The sequence below is a fragment of the Bradyrhizobium sp. SSBR45G genome (assembly GCF_030159255.1).
Lineage (GTDB): Bacteria > Pseudomonadota > Alphaproteobacteria > Rhizobiales > Xanthobacteraceae > Bradyrhizobium.
The window spans coordinates 1-20247 of the sequence record NZ_BSCT01000012.1; the positions used below are offsets into that span (position 1 = coordinate 1).

Here is a 20247-nt window from a genome sequence, read left to right on the forward strand (position 1 = left end):
CCATGTTGGAATCACAACTGATTCTTCGCCGCAAGTCTATTTTAGCGCCTATGGGGTCAAGCCCGGGACGACGCCGATTGTGTGGTTCGGCCGTTCCACCCCACGCGCACCGTTCCGCAACCGACAACGCTCCTCTCAGGATTCAGTCCTCGACGCGCAGCTCGTTGCCGTGAACGTACCAGTCGGCGCGGGACGCCCAATGCACGTGGCGGTCGGGTGCGGCGCCGAGCGGCTGATCGAAGCTGCCGGCCGGCACGATCGCCTCGCGGCCGCTGCGGGTCAGATGCGGCATCGGACTGCCGCAGCGGGAGCAGAAGGCCGTGGCGAAGCTGCGCGCCTGCGGCAGGTCGAAGCGCGTCACGCGCGCCTCGCCGCGCAGCCAGCGCAGCGCTGCAGCATCGACGATGACCTCACAGGAATGCGCCGTGCCGCTGGCCTTGCGACAGCGCGAGCAATGGCAGTTGAGAAATCTGTCGAACGGTGCGTCGACCTCGAAGGCCACCTCGCCGCACAGACAGCTGCCGCGGAATACGGTCATGTCCTTCTCCTGAAATCGTTGAACTGATGAGCAGCCTTTGCCGCGTCACACTCTCTGAGCGAGTCAAGCAAATACATGAATTTGGAACTGCCTCAGCGGGCAGCCGCATCCCGCTATTGCATGGCTCCTGGGCGATTCCGTCACTTTGAGGACATGTTTGGACGTTGATTGGCGCGCGGCAGGGGGATTTCACAGCGTACAGGAGTCCTCCTTATGTATCGCGTAGTTACTATCGTCGTCGCATTGCTCGCTCTGTCGGTTCAGGCCCAGGCCCGTCCACGTCATCATCATCATAATCATCATCATCACTATTCGTACCGCCACCACTCCGTCATGAATGCAATGGCCTCGATCCCAGGCGAAGGGCGTGTCGTCGGTGGCCGTCCGTCGGGATGTCCGCACGCGTTCTGCGGCTGCGAGGCGTCGCTCTACACCTTCGGCCGCGTGGTTCCCGAATTGAATCTCGCATCGAACTGGCGCCGTTTTCCGCGTACCGCTCCCGCACCGGGAATGGCGGCGGTCCGCTCCGGTCATGTCATGATCCTGCAGCAGCAGGTGGCCGGCAACATCTGGTATGTGCATGACGGCAATTCCGGCGGTCACGTCACCCGCGAGCATCCGCGCTCGATCGCCGGCTACACCATCGTGAACCCGACTGGCGGTTCGTCGATGTTCGGCGCGGCGTCTCGTCCGACGCGCGAGGCTCGTGCGCCGGCCTATCAGCGGATGGCCCGCAACACCGGGTTGTCGAACTGGATGACCAGCGCGACGCCGATGTCGTTCAACTAGGCCGGGCTGACGGCAAGCCTCGTCACTGCGATGGCCTTGCCGCTAGCGGGGCGGATTGCATCGGGTGATGCAATCCGCGTCAGGGGCACACGCCTCTCAACGCATATCTTCTCGCGGCGCGAGCGATACTCGTCGCCGCCCGCGACGCGCGGCGAGCGCAGCGCGTCTGGGCCGCAAGCCGGCGCGATGTGATGCTGCAACGAGCTATCCCTTCACGAATTGCCGGTAGTCCGGCTCGCGGTGGAACCAGAACTCGTAGCCGCTGACGTTCTTCTGCATCGCGACGTCGTGGATCGGCTGGTTGAGCGGCACCACCGGGACCTCGCGCATGCACAGCGCCAGGAACGCCTTCACCGTCGCCTCATACTCCGCCGCATCTGTCGTGAAGCGCGCCTTGTCGATCAGCGCGTCCATGTCCTTGCTCTGGTAGGACGAGATGTTGAAGATCGAGTTGCGGCCGTGGAAATTCCAATAGAAGTAGTATTCGGGATAATCGAGCCAGCCGCTGAAACGATTGAGCGCCATCGGCAGCTCCTTCTTGTTCAGCGTCGTGCGCCAGTTCGCGCCGGGGATCTTGTCGATGCCCGCCTTGATGCCGATCTTGGCGAGGCTCTCCTGGATCAGGATCGCGGTGGGCTCGCCGACTGTCGCCGTGCCGGCGTCGAGCGACAAGGTCGTCTCCAGGCCGGCTTCGAAGCCGGCCTCCTTCATCAGCGCCTTGGCCTTGTCGAGATCGGTCACGTAGGGGAACGGCTGCGGCCATACCGGCTTCGTCACGTCGGCGGCGCCGCCATACATCGGCACGGCGCGGCCGAAGAACGCGCTCGACTGGATCTGCTCATACGGCATCGCCCAGGCGATCGCCTGGCGCAGCTTGACATTGTCGAACGGCGGCTTGGCGGTGTTGAGCGCGACGTACCATAGCGCGTTGGGGATCGGCACGCCCGTGACCTTGACCTTGCCCTCCTTGATCAGCTGGTCGAAATCGCGCGGCGCAAAGCCGCTGGAGAGATCCGCATCGCCGCGCTCGAGCATGGCGCGGCGCGTGCCGGCCGAGGGAATGTCGCGCGCGATCACGCGCTTGATCTTCGGCAGCGGGCCGCATTTCCAATTGTCGAACCGGCTCAGGATGGTCTCGGTGCCCGGCTTCCAGCTCTCGACCTTGTAGGCGCCGCCGCCGGCCTCGTTGTTCTTCAGCCAGGCCAGCGCCCACGGATCCTCGGCCGTCGCATTCTTCCTGGCGAGCTCCGAATTGATGACGAAGGGCACCACGACCGCGACGTTGAACAGCAGCATCTTGTCCTTGCGGATGTAGTCGATGCGGAAGGTGTGGTCGTCGACGGCGGTGAACTGCTCGGGTTTCTCCAGCGAGCCCGCCGACATCTGGAAGGTCGGGAAGCCGCCGACCGAGACGGCGCGGTCGAACGACCATTTGACGTCCCTCGCCGTCACCGGCGTGCCGTCATGGAAGGTCGCGTCCTTGCGCAGCTTGAAGGTGCAGGACATCCCGTCGGCCGCGACCTCCCAGCTCTCGGCGAGCTCCGGCGCCAGCGCGCTGCGGTCATAGGACGTGGTGCCGTCGGGCAAGGTCTTCGCCGTATAGCTCAGCAGCCGGTCGTAGCAGTTCCAGGACAGCCCGTTGACGGTCTGGTTCGAGCCCACGCCCTGCATGTCCAGCGAGTTCGGCCCGAGCTCCTGCACCACCAGCAGCGTTTCGGCGCGCCCCTGCGACCACGCGGTGCCAGGGGTCAGTGCGGTCATTCCGGCGGCGCCCAATCCTCCGAGCAGGACGTTGCGGCGTGTGACATCGAACTGCGAGCTGCTCATTGGGGCCCCCCTGTGGAATGATACGATTGCCGTGACCGAGGCAAGGCGCGTGCCAGCGCGCCCGCACGTCGAATTGTTCTGAACGTCCCGACATCGCCGGCCGGCGTTTGCTAGGCTGGTCGCAAATCACGCAGGGCGAGGAGACGGGCGATGGCGAGGGAACTGGACGGCAAGGTGGCCGCCGTGACCGGCGCGGCCTCCGGCATCGGGCTCGCCAGCAGCGAAGCGATGCTGGCGGCCGGCGCGCGCGTCGTCATGATCGATCGCGACGCCGCCGCCCTGGGCGCGCTGCGCGAAAAACATGGCGAGGCGGCGATCCCCGTGGTCATCGACCTGCTCGATGCCCAGGACTGCGCCACCCTGATGCCGCGCGTCCTCGACGCCGCCGGCCGGCTCGACATCCTCCATGCCAATGCCGGCAGCTATCTCGGCGGTGACCTCGTCGACACCAATGGCGAGGCGATCGACCGCATGCTGACCCTCAATGTCAACGTCGTGATGAAGAACGTGCGCGACGCGCTGCCGCACATGATCGAACGCGGGGCGGGCGACATCATCGTCACCAGCTCGCTCGCCGCGCATTTCCCGACGCCGTGGGAGCCGGTCTATGCCTCCTCGAAATGGGCGATCGACTGCTTCGTGCAGACGGTGCGGCGCCAGGTGTTCAAGCACGGCATCCGCGTCGGCGCGATCTCGCCCGGCCCGGTGGTGACCGCACTGATCGCCGACTGGCCGGCCGAGAAGCTGAAGCAGGCCCGCGAGTCCGGCAGCCTGCTGGAGCCCGCGGAGGTCGCCAACGTCGTGATGTTCATGCTGACCCGTCCGCGCGGCATGACCATCCGCGACGTCGTGATGCTGCCGACGAATTTCGATCTGTAGGGCGTCTTACGAGCGGGGAGCCACTTGGATGACAATAACTCCGTATAACTACGGAAATTGAATTAAGCACAACTTTAATCATAGGAAACCTAGCGTCCCGGGTGCCTTAGCCTGGGATTCAACGATGAAGATTGGCCGCCTCTTTGCGATCTCGATGCTCTCGGTGACGGCACTGGCCGTTCTTCCCGCCGCCCAGGTCGTCATCGAGCAGGTCGGGGCGGTCCGCGACAAGGCCGAGGCGATCAAGACCGTCGAGGCGTTCGGCGCGGTGCTGCTGTTCGCGCAGGACGTCGTCGGCCACCGTGCCCCCTACATCACGCCGATATTCCAGGAAGGTCCGGCAACCGCCGCGCAGCTCGAAGGCATACGCAAGATCAGGCAGTCGTCCGAGGCGTCCTTCGCCAGGGCGCGCGCGCAGCTGGCGAACGTGTCCGACAGCGAGGCGATCACGCGCAGCCTGGAGCAGGCGTCGTCCAAGCTGTCCGAGATTCTTGCCAAGGTGGACCCCGCGCTGACGGCGCCGCTGAGCGCGCGCGACCCGGCGGCGATCAAGAGCTTTCTCCCCGGGGTCACCCAGGTGGCGCTTGCGATCGAGCCGATCCTGAACCGTCTGCAGAACCGCATTGCCAATGCCGACGCGTCGCTAACGACGCTGCTCGACGTCGCCCGCACCGCGCAGGACCTGCGCGTGACCGCCGGCGGTCGGGCCGCCGCGCTGTCGCCGGCGCTCAGCGCCCGCCGCGCCGTGGCGCCGGCCGAGAAGGCGGCGATGGATCGCGCCCAGGGCCGCACCGAGGTCGATCGTGAGCGCCTGGAGGCCGGCATCGACCAGCTCGGCAATCCGGAGCGCCTGCTCACGGCGTTCAAGGAGGCCCGCGAGGCCTATTTCGGACGCGCCGTTCCGATCGTCGACAAGGACATCGCGGCCGGCATGGGCGACCTCAACTATTCCCTGAATGCGGATCAGCTCGCGGAGGCGGTGGTCCCCGCCGTGCAGAAGTTCTTCGTGGTCCGCGATGCCGCGATCGCCGAGGCGCGCGACAGCGCCGTCGCCGCGCGCGACACGGCCTATCGGATGCTTGCGCTGGCGATGGTCGTGGTCGCCGCGCTGGCCGGCATTCTCGTGCTGGTCACGATGCTGCTGCGCCGCCGCGTCATCAACCCGATCGTGCAGATGACCGGACTGATCGGCCAGATGGCGGCCGGCAACGACGACGTCGTTGTTCCCACCAGTGATCGCGACGACGAGATCGCCGCGATGGCCGGCTCGCTGCAGACCTTCAAGGAAGCGCTGCTGGAGAAGAAGCGCGCCGAGCAGGCGGCTGCGGCGGACGCGCAGGCCAAGATCGAGCGCGGCCAGCGCGTCGAGCGCTTCACGCGCGAATTCGAGACCGCGATCGGCGAGGTCGTCAGCGTCGTGTCGTCGGCGTCGGCCGATCTGGAGCGCTCGGCCTCATCGCTGACGACGACGGCCGGCCGCTCGCTGGAGCTCGCCACCGTGGTCACATCGGCCTCCGAGGAAGCCTCGACCAACGTGCATTCGGTGGCCGCCGCCGCGGAGCAGATGAGCTCCTCGGTCAACGAGATCAGCCGCCAGGTGCAGGATTCCGCGCGCATCGCCAACGAGGCGCTGGCGCAGGCGCGCAAGACCAACGACAACGTCGCCGAGCTCGCCAAGGCCGCTGCGCGGATCGGCGATGTCGTCGAGCTGATCAATGCGATCGCGGGACAGACCAACCTGCTCGCGCTCAACGCCACCATCGAGGCCGCGCGCGCCGGCGAGGCCGGCCGCGGCTTCGCGGTGGTCGCCTCGGAGGTCAAGGCGCTGGCCGAGCAGACCGCGAAGGCGACCGGCGAGATCGGCCAGCAGATCGGCGGCATCCAGGCGGCGACCCAGGAGTCGGTCGGCTCGATCAAGGAGATCGGCGAGACCATCGCCCGGATGTCGGAGATCGCCTCCGCGATCGCTTCCGCCGTCGAGGAGCAGAGCTCGGCGACGCGCGAGATCTCGCGCAACGTCCAGCAGGCGGCCCATGGCACCCAGCAGGTGTCGGCGAACATCGCCAGCGTCCGGCATGGCGCCGACGAGACCGGCTCGGCCTCGTCGCAGGTGCTGTCCGCCGCGAAGTCGCTGTCCGGCCAAAGCAGCCGCCTCCGCGACGAAGTCAGCCGCTTCCTGAACTCGGTGCGGGCGGCGTGACCGCGCCTGAAGCGTCCTCCGGCCGTGAAGCTCGCGAGGGCGATTGACTTACAGGGCCATCCATCGCGACGCGAACGTTTGTCAATTAGTTACTCCGTCATGCCGGGACAAGCCCGGCCATGACGACGTGGAAAGAGATGAACTTAACACGCAGAGCGTCATATGCGATCACTCTGCCGCTTGCGGGGCGCAACGAACTTCTCTTACTCCGGAACCGGCACATCGAACGTGTTGAGCGTGACCGACACCATGCAATAGACGCCGATCAGATAGGACAGCTCGGCGGCGCCATGCACGCCGAACTGGTCGACCGCGGCCTTGTAGGTCAGCTCCGGCAGCACGCCGCCATTGACCAGCGCCGAGGCGAAATCATAGGCGACGGCCTCGGGCCGCGTGAGATCGGCCGGCCGCTGGCCCGCGACGATGGTGGCGAGCTTGTCGTCGGACAGGCCGCGCTGCTCGGCGACCAGCACATGCGCATAGAGCTCATAGGCGGAGCGGAAATGCGCGCCGGTGACCAGGATCGCGACCTCGCGCACGGTCGCCGGCAGCGACGGCTTGTCGACCATCGCCTTCACCAGCTCCCACACCGGCTTGCCGAATTTCGGCTCGCGCAGCCACGGATTCCACGGCCCCAGCAGCGCGCCGTCGTCGCGGACGTTGATGAAGCCCTTGAAGCTCGCCTGGATGCCCTGCTTCATGTCGGCATAGAGCGGCTTCTGCTCGTCGCTCAACGCGTCCGGGCTGACGATGGGGAGGCGCATGATGATCTCCTGTTGCAATGCCCCAGGCTGCCGGCCGCGGCGCAGCGGAGCAAGGGGTGGCCAAGTCACGATCAGGTGTCACGACGCGGGCAACGACGCCGGCGTTGATCAATCAGCAGGCAGATCGCGTCGCAGGTGGCGTGGACGACGCGGCTGCGATCGCGATGCCCACCGGCGCGACGGAACTACGCGTCGTCCGGCGGAAGCGGCGCATTGCGGAGCGCCTCACGCAGGGCCACAAGCCGGTTGTTCAGGTTCATCATCTCCGCCGCGCGCTCCAGGTCGCGCCAGAAGCCGCCGCGCGGCGCAGTGAGATGCCCGAGGTCCATCAGCGCGTCGAGCGCAAGCCCGAGCTCGTTGTGCTCGAGATATTCGGCAAACGCCTCGTACAGTTTCGCGCAGGCCTGCACGTGCCGAAGCGGCGGCGCCGGCAGCGCCGCCTGGGCGCGTCCGAGCAGGGCTCTGACCGCTATCCAATGTGCAGCCTGATCCGGAGTCACCATTGCGCTGCTCCAGCTGCGGTATGGTCCTTGGTCGCGGACTATAGCCTACGATTCGGGCTCAATCCTGTTGGGCTGCCATGCCCCGATCCGTGCTCCGTCGCTCCGCCGTCTCCCGGATCGCCGTCAGCATCCGCCGGCGAATGAGGCCGCTCGCCGGCCGGATCAGCAGCCAGTAGGGCAGGAACATCACGTAGGACATGCGGTCGGGACAATAGACCCGCGTCTCGGTGACGAGCCGGGTCATCTCGCCCTCCGGCTCGGCCATGAAGCCGAGCACCAGCTTCGGCGTGCGCGGTGCATCGAAGGCAACGAACGCCTCCGGGCTCGCGATGGGCACGAGCCCGAAATCGTTGCGCCAGAACTGCCCGATCAGCCCGCCGACCATCGCGCGATCGCCGTCGCGGCCGAGCGGCGCAAAACTCTTCAGGCTGAACGGCTGCGGCGCCGGATGCCGTGACGGCGCCAGCCGATGCATCAGCCGCGCTGGCGTCTGGCGCACCGTCATCGCGGCATCCGAGAAGCGGTCGCGCGGCTCCCAGGTCTGGATGAGGTCGAGCAACGCGCCGGGCGGACAGCGCACCCGCGTCTCGTGCCGTTCGGAGAACTGATAGTCCGGCAGGAAGTGGTCGATCAGGGGCATGGTGCACGATTTTCTGCGGGCAGCAGCAGACCGCGGGGATCAGTAGCCGCGGTCATCGGGCCGCACGGGGCTCCGGCTTGCCGATGTCGTTCGCCGGCCCATGGTCTGCGCCTATGGTTTGCAATCGGGCGTCATGGACTGCTCGATCTTCCATCGGCGACCGTAGTGCACCTGGAGCGTCATGTCCCAGACGAATGCGATCGCAAAGGCGATCAGAACGGACAACCATGCGAGCCTCGGGCCTGCGTAGATGCAGGGCAACAATATGACCAGGCACAGCAGCCAGATCTTGGCGCGCGCCCGCATATATCGGGGTCCATAGATCGGTCCCAGCTCACCGGCCGGATACAGCTTGCGGTCGAACCAGGGAAGCTTCGGCGTCTGGTCAAGCGCCTGCAGCACCAGGGCCACCATGGCGATCACGACGGCGAGGCCGATCCAATGGACGAGCGGAAGACCGAGCCAGGGAGTCAGCGGAAGATCAAGGCTCGTCAGGATCAACAGCCCTTGGATCAGAAGCAGCGACAGGCAACATCCGATCGACAGTCGCTGTCCCAATTCGTAGGACGGCTGCGCCTTGGCACCGGCGGAGACCGGCGGGTGGCGGCCGTTGGCATACAGAGACAGGACGAGCAGCGCAGCAATGATCGGCAGCAGGCAGATCTGCCAAAGCAGAGGCGTCTCCTGGCGTGCCACGAGCACCGCGCCGTGAATGAAGGCGACGCGCACGACTGCCGCCAGCACCATCAGGGCGACCATCCCTGCGCACAGCAGGGCAGTCCTGCGATCGATCATCATCGCGTTCTCCGTGACGGCTTGAGCGCATGACCCCCGCCAAGGCCAACGCCGACCGTTTCCGCAAAGCTGAGCAGCGCGTCCTCGAGCACCGAGAGCTTGAGGTGGTAGGTGACCGAGGTCCCCATTTTGTCCGAATAGACCAGGTCCGCCTCGCGCAGCACCGCGAAATGCGCCGACAGCGTGGGCTTGGCGATGTCGAAATGCTCCGCGATCTGCCCCGCCGTCATCGGCCGTTCCCTGAGAAGCTGCAGGATGCGGCGACGGGTCGGATCGGACAGGGCCTTGAAGACCGAATTCATATTCGATTATTAGCTAATCATCGAAATAACGTCAAGCGGCATCGAGTCCAAGACGGCCCGGCCGGATCGCTGAGCCTCGATCTGCTCAGCGCTCGGGACGCGCCCGCGGCGGCCGTTGACAATCGAGCCGCCACGGTGCTCGGAGCACGACGTGCTATTCCAGCGGATCGATCAGATAGGCAAAGCCGATTCGCGCGGATTGCATCGACAGATCGTATTGGGTCGCGCGCCAGTACTGCTGCGATCCGAAATTCGCCACGAAGGACGTCTGATCCTGGGTGCGGGCGGCGTTGAATTTCGTATAGCGATATTCCGTCCGGAAGCTCCAGTGCGCCCCAAGCTTGCGTTCAAGGCCAAGCCCGGCCATCGGTCCGTTGACCCACACGGTTTCGTTGGGTTGAAAGAACGCATTGTCGGTGAGGTTGCGTGCGTCGAGCTTGGCAAACGTCCAGCCGCCGAGCCCGTACAGCAGGGTCTGCGGGTCAACCAGTACACCGGCGCGCAATAGCGCTGATGTCATCCATCTCGTGGTGATCTGCGGCCGGAAATCGCCGCGAGCACCCATGCCGGTCGGGCCACCCGAATTGAAATAGGCGTAGGACCTGCTGCCCGCATTGCCGGAATCGAGATCCGCCATCGTCGCTTCGAGCTGGGCGCCGAGCACCGCGCGCGAGAGCTGGACATTCCAACCGGCAAACACGTCGACGAATCCGCCACCGCGCCGTCCCGGTCCCGTCAGGCTCGACGTTTCGTATCCGGAGACATCGTTTGGAGGCGGAGCTCCCGGGCTGGTGAACGACTGTCGTTCGGTGGACGCCGTGATCGATCGTGTTGCAGCTCCGCCTGCGGTGATGCCCCAGGACAATCCCGTCCAGCCGGGCTGACGTTTCTCATCCGGTCTCGCTTCGATGAGCCGCGGAGCATGATGCGAGGTGTCATGACTGATCGATTGGCTGTCAATCCTTTGCGTCGGCTGCGTGCCGGATCGGCTCAGCTCCAGCTGTTTCCTGTAACCTCGATTTTCAGCTTCCAATCTGACGACGCGCGCCTCGAGGGCCGCGAGCTTTTCGAGAACGGCATCCTGGCCGGTCTTCTCCTGGGCGTGACCTGCTCCGGTCGCCCACATCGTCATCAAGACAGCAACACATGTTCTGCGCATTTTCGTCCCCCGCTCAACCACAGGTGATACGGTAGCTCACGCGCCCGCGCGACGGCAAGTTAGGGTATGCGATGGTCCGGGGATGAGGTTGTGAACATCCTTATGTTGAAGTTGTGTGATTCTTGATTGCACTTATTTGTTGCATTTGGACGTGCAGAAATCTCTGGCAACCTCGGTCAACCCCAATCCGCATTTCAAACAGTCCTGTCGAAGATGCGCGCGACCGGCCGGGAACTTCGCCCGAAACTCCGATACGAGCTGAGTTCGTACTATTCGACTACGCGCCGATTCTTGTTCTTGCTCTCATCCTCGCAAGTCGATTCCGACGTCGTCTCAGTTTCTCAACGGCGACTTTTCGCCCGCATACCCGCCATACCCAAATTGCCCGTCGTGCCAGTTTGCCGCAGCATCTTCGCTTGCAGCGTCGGGCAAATCACCTTCACATTTCCGCCTGTCCCGCGCTCATCGAAGAGGGGCGCTTCGCGAGTCGTCACGAGCGTTGTGTGTGGGATGCGATGGCCGGATTGGAGTTGCAGCGCGCATTCGCGAGCGGACGAACAATTTCGATGCGGACGGTGAAGTCGCGTGGTCCTGGCCTCCCGATGCTGAGGTCAAGCCCGTTGATGTGCGTCACGCGCATCGCGGGTGATGGGGGCAACAAAGCCCGGTCCCCAGGGAGAGCGCGTATAAGTCGTAAGCCCATCGCGCAGGGAGGGCCGGGCGTTTTCGGCCAGACCTGTGGTACCTGCCGCCTGCATTTTTTTCCGCAGGCGGGCCACGGGCGCGGCCAGCGCCCGGCCTTCCCTGCGCCCTCGATCGAAGAGGGCGATCTCCCGGCAAAGCTCGGACGCAAAATGCGCCGCGAGGACGCGGGCTCATGACCCCAGATTCTCATGCGCGATGATCCCAAGCCGCCTCGCGAGGACGACGGGAACCTTCGGCTGCGCAGGATTTTGATTCGTCCGCGACCACCCGGCGCGGGTAGCAAGGCCTCGAAGCCTCATCCGATGCATGCCCCCGCCTCAGACCGTCAAAGGACATTCCCCGCATGGCCAGCATTGCAGACCAGATCGTCGAGACGCTCGAAATCGCCGGCGTCAAGCGCATCTATGGCGTCGTCGGCGACAGCCTCAACGGGCTCACCGAGTCGCTGCGCGTCCGCAAGACGATCGACTGGGTCCATGTCCGCCACGAGGAGGTGGCAGCGTTCGCGGCCTCGGGTGAATCGCAGATCACAGGCCGACTTGCGGTGTGCGCCGGCTCCTGTGGGCCTGGCAATCTGCATCTCATCAATGGTCTGTATGATGCGCAGCGCAGCCGCACGCCGGTGCTGGCGATCGCGGCGCAGATCCCCTCGGCCGAGATTGGCGGCGGCTATTTTCAGGAGACGCATCCGCAGAACCTGTTCCGCGAATGCAGCGTGTATTGCGAGCTGGTCTCCGATCCCGCGCAGATGCCGTTCGTGCTGGAGAACGCGATCCGTGCCGCGACCGGCGAGCGCGGCGTCGCCGTCATCGTCATTCCCGGCGATGTCGCGCTGAAGCCGGCGCCGAAGCGCGCGCCCTCGCCTGTGATCGGACTGCTGCCGCCGAAGCCTACGGTGCGTCCGGCCGAGCCGGAGCTCGATGCGCTGGCGGCCTTCCTCAACAAGGCAAGCCGCGTGACCTTGTTCTGCGGCCGCGGCTGCGCCGGCGCGCATGCCGAGCTGATGAAGCTCGCCGAGATCCTGCACAGCCCGATCGTGCACGCGCTCGGCGGCAAGGAGCATGTCGAATACGACAATCCCTACGATGTCGGCCTGACCGGCTTCATCGGCTTCTCGTCGGGCTATCACGCCATGCATAGCTGCGACGCGCTGCTGATGCTCGGCACCGATTTTCCCTACAAGCAGTTCATCCCCTCTGACGTTGCGATTGCGCAGGTCGACATCCGGCCGAGCCAGCTCGGCCGTCGCGCGCGGCTCGATGTCGGCGTGGTCGGCGATGTCGGCGAGACCCTGCGCGCGCTGCTGCCGAAGCTGACGGCGAAAACCGATCGCAGCCATCTCGACGACAGCCTTGCCCGCTACGTGGCCGCGCGCAAAGGCCTCGACGATCTCGCCGTCGGCACGCCCGGCCGCCTCCCGATCCATCCGCAATATCTGACGCGTATCATCAGCGAGACAGCCGCGGCCGATGCGGTGTTCACCTTCGACGTCGGCACGCCGACGATCTGGGCGGCGCGCTACATCGCGATGAACGGACAGCGCCGCCTGATCGGCTCGCTGGTGCACGGCTCGATGGCCAACGCGATGGCGCAGGCGATCGGCATCCAGGCGGCGCAGGCTGGACGGCAGGTGATCTCGCTATCGGGCGACGGCGGCTTTGCGATGCTGATGGGCGATCTCATCACCCTGACGCAGGAGAAGCTGCCGGTGAAGGTCGTGATCTACAACAACGGCACGCTCGGCTTCGTCGCGCTGGAGATGAAGGCCTCCGGCTTCGTCGAGCACGGCACCGATCTGGAAAATCCGGATTTCGCCGCGATGGCGCGCGCGATGGGCATCCATGCAAGGCGCGTCGAGGACCCCGGCGAATTGCCCGGCGCCGTCGCCGACTGGCTCGCGCATGACGGCCCCGCCGTGCTCGATGTCGTCACCGCCAAGCAGGAGCTGTCCATGCCCCCGACCATCGGCCTCGAACAGGTCAAGGGCTTCAGCGTCTGGCTGATCCGCGCCGTCATGAGCGGCCGCGGCGACGAGGTGATCGATCTGGCAAAAGAGAATCTGCTGCGGCGATGAGGGGAGTCGGTGAATGCGGTGGTTGCAGCCATCCTTCGAGACGACCGCCTGCGGCGGTCTCCTCAGGATGAGGGAGCGTTCGCGGTGATGCTCCAACTCTTTCGCTGTCCAGCGCCGCCCTCGGCCCCCGAACCTCATGGTGAGGAGCGCCGCGCCCGAGGCCAAGCGATGGTCAGGAGTGCCACCCGTGGCGCGTTCAGGCGATGCTCTCGCATCGCCTCGAGAACCATGAGGCCGAGATGGCGCGGATTGGAATGGCAGTCGGGGAACGAGATGGTGCTGCCGGACAGGATTGAACTGTCGACCTCTCCCTTACCAAGGGAGTGCTCTACCACTGAGCTACGGCAGCAGGGACGCGCGAGGGGCCGGCCCGAAGGCCGCGACCGAACGCGGGCGGTTCTTGCCACAAGGTCCCCGCCTGCGCAAGCGCGGCTCGACCGGTTTTCGGGGAAAGACGTCGGCGCGATCCGGCGAAACGGCGCGAAAGACCTCCGAATCGGACCGAAATCGCCCATTCGAGGCGAGTTTGTCGTCCATCGCCGGCCGAACGGCCCAAATCACCGCAGCTGTGGCGGCAACTCCCCATCCGGGCAGGCGACGCGGCGCGGAGCGGAACCTACCGTCTGCGTCGCCAATGCCTCTTGGCTTTCGCAACTGCGGCCGCGATTGTGCCTCTGGTATGGGGTGACCGGGGGAAGGGGATGACGGATAAGACCGACAGGGCGGCACCAAAGGGTTCGCGCGAGGAGCGGCTGAAGCTGGCGCTGCGCGAGAACCTGAAGCGGCGCAAGGCGCAGAGCCGCGAGCGCAGCCAGGCGGTGACTGCCGAGGAGGGCGGCCCGGACGAGGCCGCCGCCGGCGGCCCTGACAGTTCGAAGCGTTGAGCGGTTTGCAGGAGTGGGGAGCGTGGCGATGGCGAATGACGGGACGACAGCGGAGGCACAACGGGCGGAGCTGGCAAAAGCCCTGCCGCGCTTCGACCAGACCTTCCCGGAGCTGACGCCGCAGGAGATCGCGCGCCTGCGCGGCTTCGGCGAGATCCGGACCTATCGCGACGGCGAACTGTTGTTCGAGACCGGCAAGCCCGGCCCCGGCATGTTCGTGATCCTCAAGGGCCATGTCGCGATCACCCAGCGTGACGGCCTCGGCCACGTCACCCCGGTGATCGACCAGGGGCCGGGGCAGTTTCTCGCCGAGATCGCCCAGCTCTCGGGCCGCGTCGCGCTGGTCGACGGCCATGCCGAGGGCGATGTCGAGGTCATCCTGATTCCCCCGGAGCGGCTGCGGGCGCTCCTGATCGCTGAGGCCGAACTCGGCGAGCGCATCATGCGGGCGCTGATCCTGCGGCGGGTGAACCTGATCCAGGGCGGCGCCGGCGGCCCGGTCATGATCGGACCGCCGCACTCCGCTGATATCGCGCGGCTGCAGAGCTTTCTCACCCGCAACGGCTTTCCGCACCACCTGCTCGATCCGGCTGTCGATCATGACGCCGCCGATCTGATCGTCCGCTATGCGCCGACACCGGCCGAGCTGCCGCTGGTCGTGGTGGCCGACGGCAGCGTGCTGCGCAATCCCAGCGAGACGGAGCTAGCGCGCGCGGTCGGCATGATCGGCGGGCCGCGCGGCGAGAAGGTCTACGACGTCGCCATCGTCGGCTGCGGGCCGGCCGGTCTTGCCACGGCCGTGTACGGCGCCTCCGAAGGTCTGTCCGTGACAGTGCTCGATTCGCGGGCTTTCGGCGGCCAGGCCGGCGCCAGCGCCCGCATCGAGAACTATTTTGGCTTTCCAACCGGCATCACCGGCCTCGCGCTGACCGCGCGGGCGTTCAACCAGGCGCAGAAGTTCGGCGCCGAGATCATGATTCCGGTGTCGGTGACCGCGCTGGATTGCGAGCGCAAGAACGGCGCCTTCGTGCTGGCGCTCGACGGCGGCGACGAGGTGCGGGCGCGCGCGGTCGTGGTCGCCAGCGGGGCGCGCTATCGCCGGCCCGATCTCGACCGGCTCAAGGAGTTCGAGGGCCGCGGCGTCTGGTACTGGGCCTCGCCGATCGAGGCGCGGCTGTGCGCCGGCCAGGAGGTCGCCCTCGTCGGCGGCGGCAACTCGGCCGGGCAGGCCGCGGTGTTTCTCTCCGGGCATGTCAAGAAGGTGCGGATGATCATCCGTGGCGGCGGGCTGGCCGCGTCGATGTCGCGCTATCTGATCGAGCGCATCGAGGCGACGCCGAACATCGAGCTGCTGTTCAACACCGAGGTGGTCGCGCTCAATGGCGGCACGGATACCGGGCTCGAACGCATCACCTTGAAGAGCCGGCTGTCGGGCGAGGAGACGCCGGCCGAGATCAGCAATCTGTTTCTGTTCGTCGGCGCCGATCCGGCGACGGGCTGGCTCGGCGATTGCGGTGTGACGCTCGACCGCGCCGGCTTCGTCGTGACCGGCGCGCAGTCGGAACAGAACGCCGGGCGGATGGTGTCGCCGCTGGAGACCTCGGTGCCCGGCGTCTATGCGGTCGGCGACGTCCGTTCCGGCTCGGTCAAGCGCGTCGGCGGCGCCATCGGCGAGGGCGCCCAGGTGGTCGCCGCGCTGCACGGGTTTCTCGCCGATGCCCTGCTGCCGCCGGTGTGATTCGCGCGGCGGGTTGTACGGTCAGGGGATGAATTCTCAGGGCGTGCGACCTGTCGTTGCGAACTCATCAAATCGCCGTAATGTCGGTCCTGTTGCGCCCATCTCAGCCCAATTTCCCGGCCAGCTCCCATAGGACCAGCATGGATCGCATTCGCATCGTCGGCGGCACCCCGCTTCACGGCATCATCCCGATTTCGGGCGCGAAGAACGCTGCCCTGCCGCTGATGATCGCGGGTCTTTTGACGCCGGAGACGCTGATCCTCGACAACGTCCCGCGGCTGGCCGACGTCGCGCAGCTGCAGCGCATTCTCGGCAATCACGGCGTGGACATCATGGCCGTCGGCAAGCGCCCTGGCGATGGCCAGTACCAGGGCCAGACCCTGCAGATCTCCGCCGCTGACATCATCGACACCACGGCCCCCTACGAGCTGGTGTCGCGGATGCGCGCCAGCTTCTGGGTGATCGCGCCGTTGCTTGCGCGCATGCACGAGGCGCGGGTGTCCTTGCCCGGCGGCTGCGCCATCGGCACGCGGCCGGTCGATCTTTTGATCATGGCGCTGGAGAAGCTCGGCGCCAGCATCGACATCGATGCCGGCTATGTCGTCGCCAAGGCGCCGGGTGGCCTGCGTGGCGGGACGATCGATTTCCCCAAGGTGACGGTCGGCGGCACCCATGTCGCGGTCATGGCCGCGAGCCTCGCCAAGGGGACGACCGTCATTACGAACGCCGCCTGCGAGCCGGAGATCACCGATCTCGCGGACTGCCTCAACAAGATGGGCGCGCGCATCACCGGCGCGGGCACCCCGCGTATCGAGATCGAGGGCGTGGCGTTTCTGCATGGTGCGCGGCATACCGTGCTGCCCGATCGCATCGAGGCGGGCACCTATGCGATCGCGGCCGCGATGACCGGCGGCGACGTCCAGCTCGCCGGTGCGCGGCCGGAGCTCTTGCAATCCGCGCTCGACGTGCTGGCCGAAGCGGGGGCCGAGATTTCGAGCAACGCCGAGGGCATCCGAATCGTCCGCAACGGCCATGGCATCCGCCCGGTTCAGGTCACGACCGCGCCATTCCCGGGTTTTCCGACCGACCTGCAGGCCCAGCTGATGGCGCTGATGGTGCGCGCGCAGGGCGCGTCCGAGATCACCGAGACCATCTTCGAGAATCGCTTCATGCACGTCCAGGAGCTCGCCCGCTTCGGCGCCCGCATCAGCCTCGACGGCGAGACCGCGCGGATCGAGGGCATCTCGACCCTGCGCGGCGCGCCGGTGATGGCGACCGATCTGCGCGCCTCGGTGTCGCTGGTGATTGCCGGGCTTGCTGCGGAAGGCGAAACCATGATCAATCGCGTCTACCATCTCGATCGCGGCTTCGAGCGGCTGGAGGACAAGCTGAAGGCCTGCGGCGCCACGATCGAGCGCATCCGCGAGTAGTGGGGATGCCGAGGGGATGATGTCGTGACCGACCGGCTGAAACTGATCGCGCTCGATGCCGACGACCTCGCCGTGATCTCGGCGCATGTGCAGGATGCGCGGGTGCAGCCGGCCGACATCATCTGGCGCCAGGCCGAGAAGCGGCTGGTGATCGGCATGAACCGGCTCGACTGGAACCAGGCGCTGCATGGCGAGAGCGAGCCGCGCCGGCTGCTGGCGGCGCTGCGTTTCGACCGGGTGCTGGCCTGCAAGTCGCGGCGCATCGACCTTGCCGCGCCGGAGGCGGCGCTGGAGCTGATCGGCATCGAATTCCACACCGGCGACGAGCCGCCGGCGGGCAGCGCGCTGCTGCTGTTCTCCCATGGCGGCGCGCTGCGGCTCGACGTCGAATGCCTGGAATGCGAGCTGACCGATCTCGGCCAGGATGATCTCGGCGTCGGCGGGATCGACGACGTGCCGCCGCTGACCGGGTAGGGGCCGGTTCAAAGGGTTGACGGCCCCGCGCTGCCGCGCCATTGAGCAGGGGGTCGGGGGCAGCCACCCCTTCGGAAAGTGCCAGAGATGCCCATTCGCCTGTCCCGCGCCAGCACCGATTTCGACGCCCAGTTTCGGCAGTTTCTCGCCGCCAAGCGCGAGACCTCCGCCGATGTCGAAGCGGCCGCGCGTGCGATCGTCGACGACGTGGCGAAACGCGGCGATGCCGCGCTGCTGGAGGCGACGCGCAAGTTCGACCGGCTGGAGCTCGACGCGTCGTCGTTGCGCGTGACGGCTGCCGAGATCGAAGCCGCGGTGAAGGCCTGCGACGCCGCCACCTTGGACGCGCTGAAATTCGCCCGCGACCGCATCGAGGCCTTTCATCTCAAGCAATTGCCCCAGGACCAGCGCTTCACCGATGCCGCCGGCGTCGAGCTCGGCTGGCGCTGGAGCGCGATCGAATCGGCGGGGCTCTACGTCCCCGGCGGCACCGCGGCCTATCCGTCCTCGGTGCTGATGAACGCCATTCCCGCCAAGGTCGCTGGCGTCGCCCGCCTGGTGATGGTGGTGCCGTCGCCCGACGGCAAGCTCAATCCGCTGGTGCTGGCCGCCGCCCATCTCGGCGGCGTCTCCGAGATCTACCGCGTCGGCGGCGCCCAGGCCGTGGCCGCGCTGGCGCATGGCACGGCGACGATCGCCCCCGTCGTCAAGATCGTCGGCCCCGGCAATGCCTATGTCGCCGCCGCCAAGCGGCTGGTGTTCGGCAAGGTCGGCATCGACATGATCGCCGGCCCGTCCGAGGTGCTGGTGATCGCCGACGACAGCGGCAATGCCGACTGGATCGCCGCCGATCTCCTGGCCCAGGCCGAGCACGACGCCAGCGCGCAGTCGATCCTGATCACCGACAGCCGGCGCCTGGCCGATGACGTCGCCCGCGCCGTCGAGGGCCAGCTCAAGACGCTCCCGCGTGCCGCGATCGCAGGTGCCTCCTGGGCCGATTTCGGCGCCATCATCGAGGTCGACCATCTCGACCAGGCCGTGCCGCTGGCGGATGCCATCGCCGCCGAGCATCTGGAGATCATGACCAGAGATCCCGACGCGTTCGCGGCCCGGGTCCGCAATGCCGGTGCCATTTTCCTGGGCGCGCACACGCCGGAGGCGATCGGCGACTATGTCGGCGGCTCCAATCACGTGCTGCCGACCGCGCGCTCAGCGCGATTCTCCTCGGGCCTCGGCGTGCTCGACTTCATGAAGCGCACGTCGCTGTTGAAATGCGGTCCGGACCAGTTGCGCGCGCTGGGACCAGCGGCGATGACTCTGGGCAAGGCCGAGGGTCTCGACGCCCATTCACGCTCCGTGGGAATACGCCTCAACCTGCCATGACCCAGAACCCGCCAGGCGACGACCGGACCAATCGCATCGTGGCGGTGACGCTCGACGAGGAGTCGATCGGCCGCTCCGGTCCGGACATCGAGCATGAGCGGGCGATCGCGATCTACGACCTCGTCGAGGAGAACCTGTTTGCGCCCGAGGGCGCCGACGGCGCCGGGCCCTTCACCCTGCATCTCGGCATCACCGCGAACCGGCTGATGTTCGACATCCGCAAGGTCGACGGCACGCCGGTCGTGACGCATCTGTTGTCGCTGTCGCCGTTCCGGCGGATCGTGAAGGACTATTTCATGATCTGCGACAGCTATTACAACGCGATCCGCACCGCGACGCCGGACAAGATCGAGGCCATCGACATGGGCCGCCGCGGCATCCATGACGAGGGCTCGCAGACGCTGCAGGAGCGCCTCAAGGGCAAGGTGCGGGTCGACTTCGAGACCTCGCGCCGGCTGTTCACCTTGATCACGGTGCTGCATTGGAAGGGCGAAGGCCAGTGACGCCGCGCGCTCGCCTTTGCGCGTCCAAGCTTTCGGCCAAGGGCGCCTAGGCGCATGGCCGAGGGGCCGCCGCGCGCGCGCCAGCCGCAGGCGGTGCTGTTTGCCTGCGGCCAGAACAGCGTCCGCTCGCCGATGGCCGAGAGCCTGCTGCGCCAGATGTTTCCGAAAAGCCTCTATGTCCGCTCGGCTGGCGTCAAGAAGGGCGAGCTCGATCCGTTCGCGGTGTCTGTCATGGCCGAGCTCGGCCAGGACATCTCGCAGCACAAGCCGACCACCTTCGCGGAGCTCGAGGACTGGGAGGGCCTGAACTTCGACCTCATCATCACCCTCTCGCCCGAGGCCCATCACAAGGCCCTGGAACTGACCCGCACCATCGCCGCCGACGTCGAGTATTGGCCGACGCCGGATCCAACCAACACCGACGGCAACCGCGAGCAGAAGCTGTCGGCCTATCGCGAGGTCTGCGACGGCCTGTTCGCGCGCATCCGCAAGCGCTTCGGCAAGCCCGGGCCGGCGGGCTTGTAGCAGCCTGGTTTCCAACACAGGTGTCATCGAACCGAAATACCAGCGTCGTCCCCCGCTCAAACTCCCACCGTACAGCAGGCCCGTCGCACCGTTGTCGCAGCCGGCGGGTTGTGGAATGGCAGCCCTTCCGATAGG

At 66.5% G+C, this 20247-nt stretch carries 19 protein-coding genes and 1 tRNA gene; 11 read left to right on the forward strand and 9 right to left on the reverse strand.

What is annotated here, in order from left to right; genetic code table 11:
* Positions 1–142: 142 nt before the first annotated feature.
* On the reverse strand, positions 143–538 hold the full coding sequence (locus QQL87_RS16095; protein ID WP_284419893.1) for a GFA family protein: 396 nt from the start codon (positions 536–538) through the stop codon (positions 143–145).
* Positions 539–751: 213 nt separating this feature from the next.
* On the opposite strand from QQL87_RS16095, the gene QQL87_RS16100 reads away from it, so the two are divergent.
* On the forward strand, positions 752–1327 hold the full coding sequence (locus QQL87_RS16100; protein WP_284419894.1) for a hypothetical protein: 576 nt from the start codon (positions 752–754) through the stop codon (positions 1325–1327).
* 204 nt (positions 1328–1531) lie between these two features.
* Here QQL87_RS16100 and QQL87_RS16105 read toward each other — a convergent pair whose 3' ends face one another.
* Positions 1532–3154, reverse strand: coding sequence for an ABC transporter substrate-binding protein (locus QQL87_RS16105; RefSeq protein WP_284419895.1), 1623 nt, complete (start codon positions 3152–3154; stop codon positions 1532–1534).
* A 150-nt stretch (positions 3155–3304) separates the two neighbouring features.
* On the opposite strand from QQL87_RS16105, the gene QQL87_RS16110 reads away from it, so the two are divergent.
* Both QQL87_RS16110 and QQL87_RS16115 read left to right on the forward strand, forming a co-directional pair.
* Positions 3305–4033: an SDR family oxidoreductase gene (locus QQL87_RS16110; protein WP_284419896.1), complete on the forward strand. Its 729-nt coding sequence runs from the start codon at positions 3305–3307 to the stop codon at positions 4031–4033.
* 124 nt (positions 4034–4157) lie between these two features.
* On the forward strand, positions 4158–6233 hold the full coding sequence (locus tag QQL87_RS16115) for a methyl-accepting chemotaxis protein (RefSeq protein WP_284419897.1): 2076 nt from the start codon (positions 4158–4160) through the stop codon (positions 6231–6233).
* A gap of 203 nt (positions 6234–6436) precedes the next feature.
* On the opposite strand, the gene QQL87_RS16120 is transcribed toward QQL87_RS16115, so the two are convergent.
* From QQL87_RS16120 to QQL87_RS16145, 6 genes are all read right to left on the reverse strand, one after another.
* Positions 6437–6997, reverse strand: a complete 561-nt coding sequence (locus QQL87_RS16120; protein WP_284419898.1) for a carboxymuconolactone decarboxylase family protein — start codon at positions 6995–6997, stop codon at positions 6437–6439.
* A gap of 185 nt (positions 6998–7182) precedes the next feature.
* Positions 7183–7500 carry a hypothetical protein gene (locus tag QQL87_RS16125; protein ID WP_284419899.1) on the reverse strand — a complete coding sequence of 106 codons (318 nt, stop codon included), beginning with the start codon at positions 7498–7500 and terminating at the stop codon, positions 7183–7185.
* A 58-nt stretch (positions 7501–7558) separates the two neighbouring features.
* On the reverse strand, positions 7559–8140 hold the full coding sequence (locus QQL87_RS16130) for a hypothetical protein (protein WP_284419900.1): 582 nt from the start codon (positions 8138–8140) through the stop codon (positions 7559–7561).
* A 111-nt stretch (positions 8141–8251) separates the two neighbouring features.
* Entirely contained in the window at positions 8252–8899 is a 648-nt protein-coding gene (locus QQL87_RS16135; RefSeq protein ID WP_284424113.1) for a hypothetical protein, read from the reverse strand.
* Positions 8900–8934: 35 nt separating this feature from the next.
* A complete protein-coding gene (locus tag QQL87_RS16140) occupies positions 8935–9237 on the reverse strand; it encodes an autorepressor SdpR family transcription factor (protein WP_284419902.1) in 303 nt (100 codons plus the stop codon).
* A 154-nt stretch (positions 9238–9391) separates the two neighbouring features.
* Positions 9392–10369 carry an outer membrane protein gene (locus tag QQL87_RS16145; protein ID WP_284420045.1) on the reverse strand — a complete coding sequence of 326 codons (978 nt, stop codon included), beginning with the start codon at positions 10367–10369 and terminating at the stop codon, positions 9392–9394.
* A 1075-nt stretch (positions 10370–11444) separates the two neighbouring features.
* On the opposite strand from QQL87_RS16145, the gene poxB reads away from it, so the two are divergent.
* The gene (gene poxB, locus QQL87_RS16150) at positions 11445–13175 is read left to right on the forward strand and encodes a ubiquinone-dependent pyruvate dehydrogenase (protein WP_284419903.1); all 1731 of its coding nucleotides are present in this window, start codon (positions 11445–11447) and stop codon (positions 13173–13175) included.
* Positions 13176–13449: 274 nt separating this feature from the next.
* Here poxB and QQL87_RS16155 read toward each other — a convergent pair.
* A tRNA-Thr gene (locus QQL87_RS16155) sits at positions 13450–13524 on the reverse strand.
* Between the two features lie 352 nt (positions 13525–13876).
* On the opposite strand from QQL87_RS16155, the gene QQL87_RS16160 reads away from it, so the two are divergent.
* The 7 genes from QQL87_RS16160 to QQL87_RS16190 all read left to right on the forward strand — a co-directional run bounded on the left by QQL87_RS16160 (position 13877) and on the right by QQL87_RS16190 (position 20112).
* Positions 13877–14059 carry a hypothetical protein gene (locus QQL87_RS16160; RefSeq protein WP_284419904.1) on the forward strand — a complete coding sequence of 61 codons (183 nt, stop codon included), beginning with the start codon at positions 13877–13879 and terminating at the stop codon, positions 14057–14059.
* A gap of 28 nt (positions 14060–14087) precedes the next feature.
* Positions 14088–15797, forward strand: a complete 1710-nt coding sequence (locus QQL87_RS16165) for an FAD-dependent oxidoreductase (RefSeq protein WP_284419905.1) — start codon at positions 14088–14090, stop codon at positions 15795–15797.
* A 140-nt stretch (positions 15798–15937) separates the two neighbouring features.
* A complete protein-coding gene (gene murA, locus QQL87_RS16170) occupies positions 15938–17227 on the forward strand; it encodes a UDP-N-acetylglucosamine 1-carboxyvinyltransferase (protein ID WP_284419906.1) in 1290 nt (429 codons plus the stop codon).
* A 24-nt stretch (positions 17228–17251) separates the two neighbouring features.
* Positions 17252–17701: a DUF2948 family protein gene (locus QQL87_RS16175; RefSeq protein WP_284419907.1), complete on the forward strand. Its 450-nt coding sequence runs from the start codon at positions 17252–17254 to the stop codon at positions 17699–17701.
* Between the two features lie 87 nt (positions 17702–17788).
* The gene (hisD, locus tag QQL87_RS16180; RefSeq protein ID WP_284419908.1) at positions 17789–19084 is read left to right on the forward strand and encodes a histidinol dehydrogenase; all 1296 of its coding nucleotides are present in this window, start codon (positions 17789–17791) and stop codon (positions 19082–19084) included.
* The gene (locus QQL87_RS16185) at positions 19081–19587 is read left to right on the forward strand and encodes a UPF0262 family protein (RefSeq protein WP_284419909.1); all 507 of its coding nucleotides are present in this window, start codon (positions 19081–19083) and stop codon (positions 19585–19587) included. Before hisD ends, QQL87_RS16185 begins: the two co-directional genes overlap by 4 nt.
* A gap of 54 nt (positions 19588–19641) precedes the next feature.
* A complete protein-coding gene (locus tag QQL87_RS16190; RefSeq protein ID WP_284419910.1) occupies positions 19642–20112 on the forward strand; it encodes an arsenate-mycothiol transferase ArsC in 471 nt (156 codons plus the stop codon).
* Positions 20113–20247 lie beyond the last annotated feature (135 nt).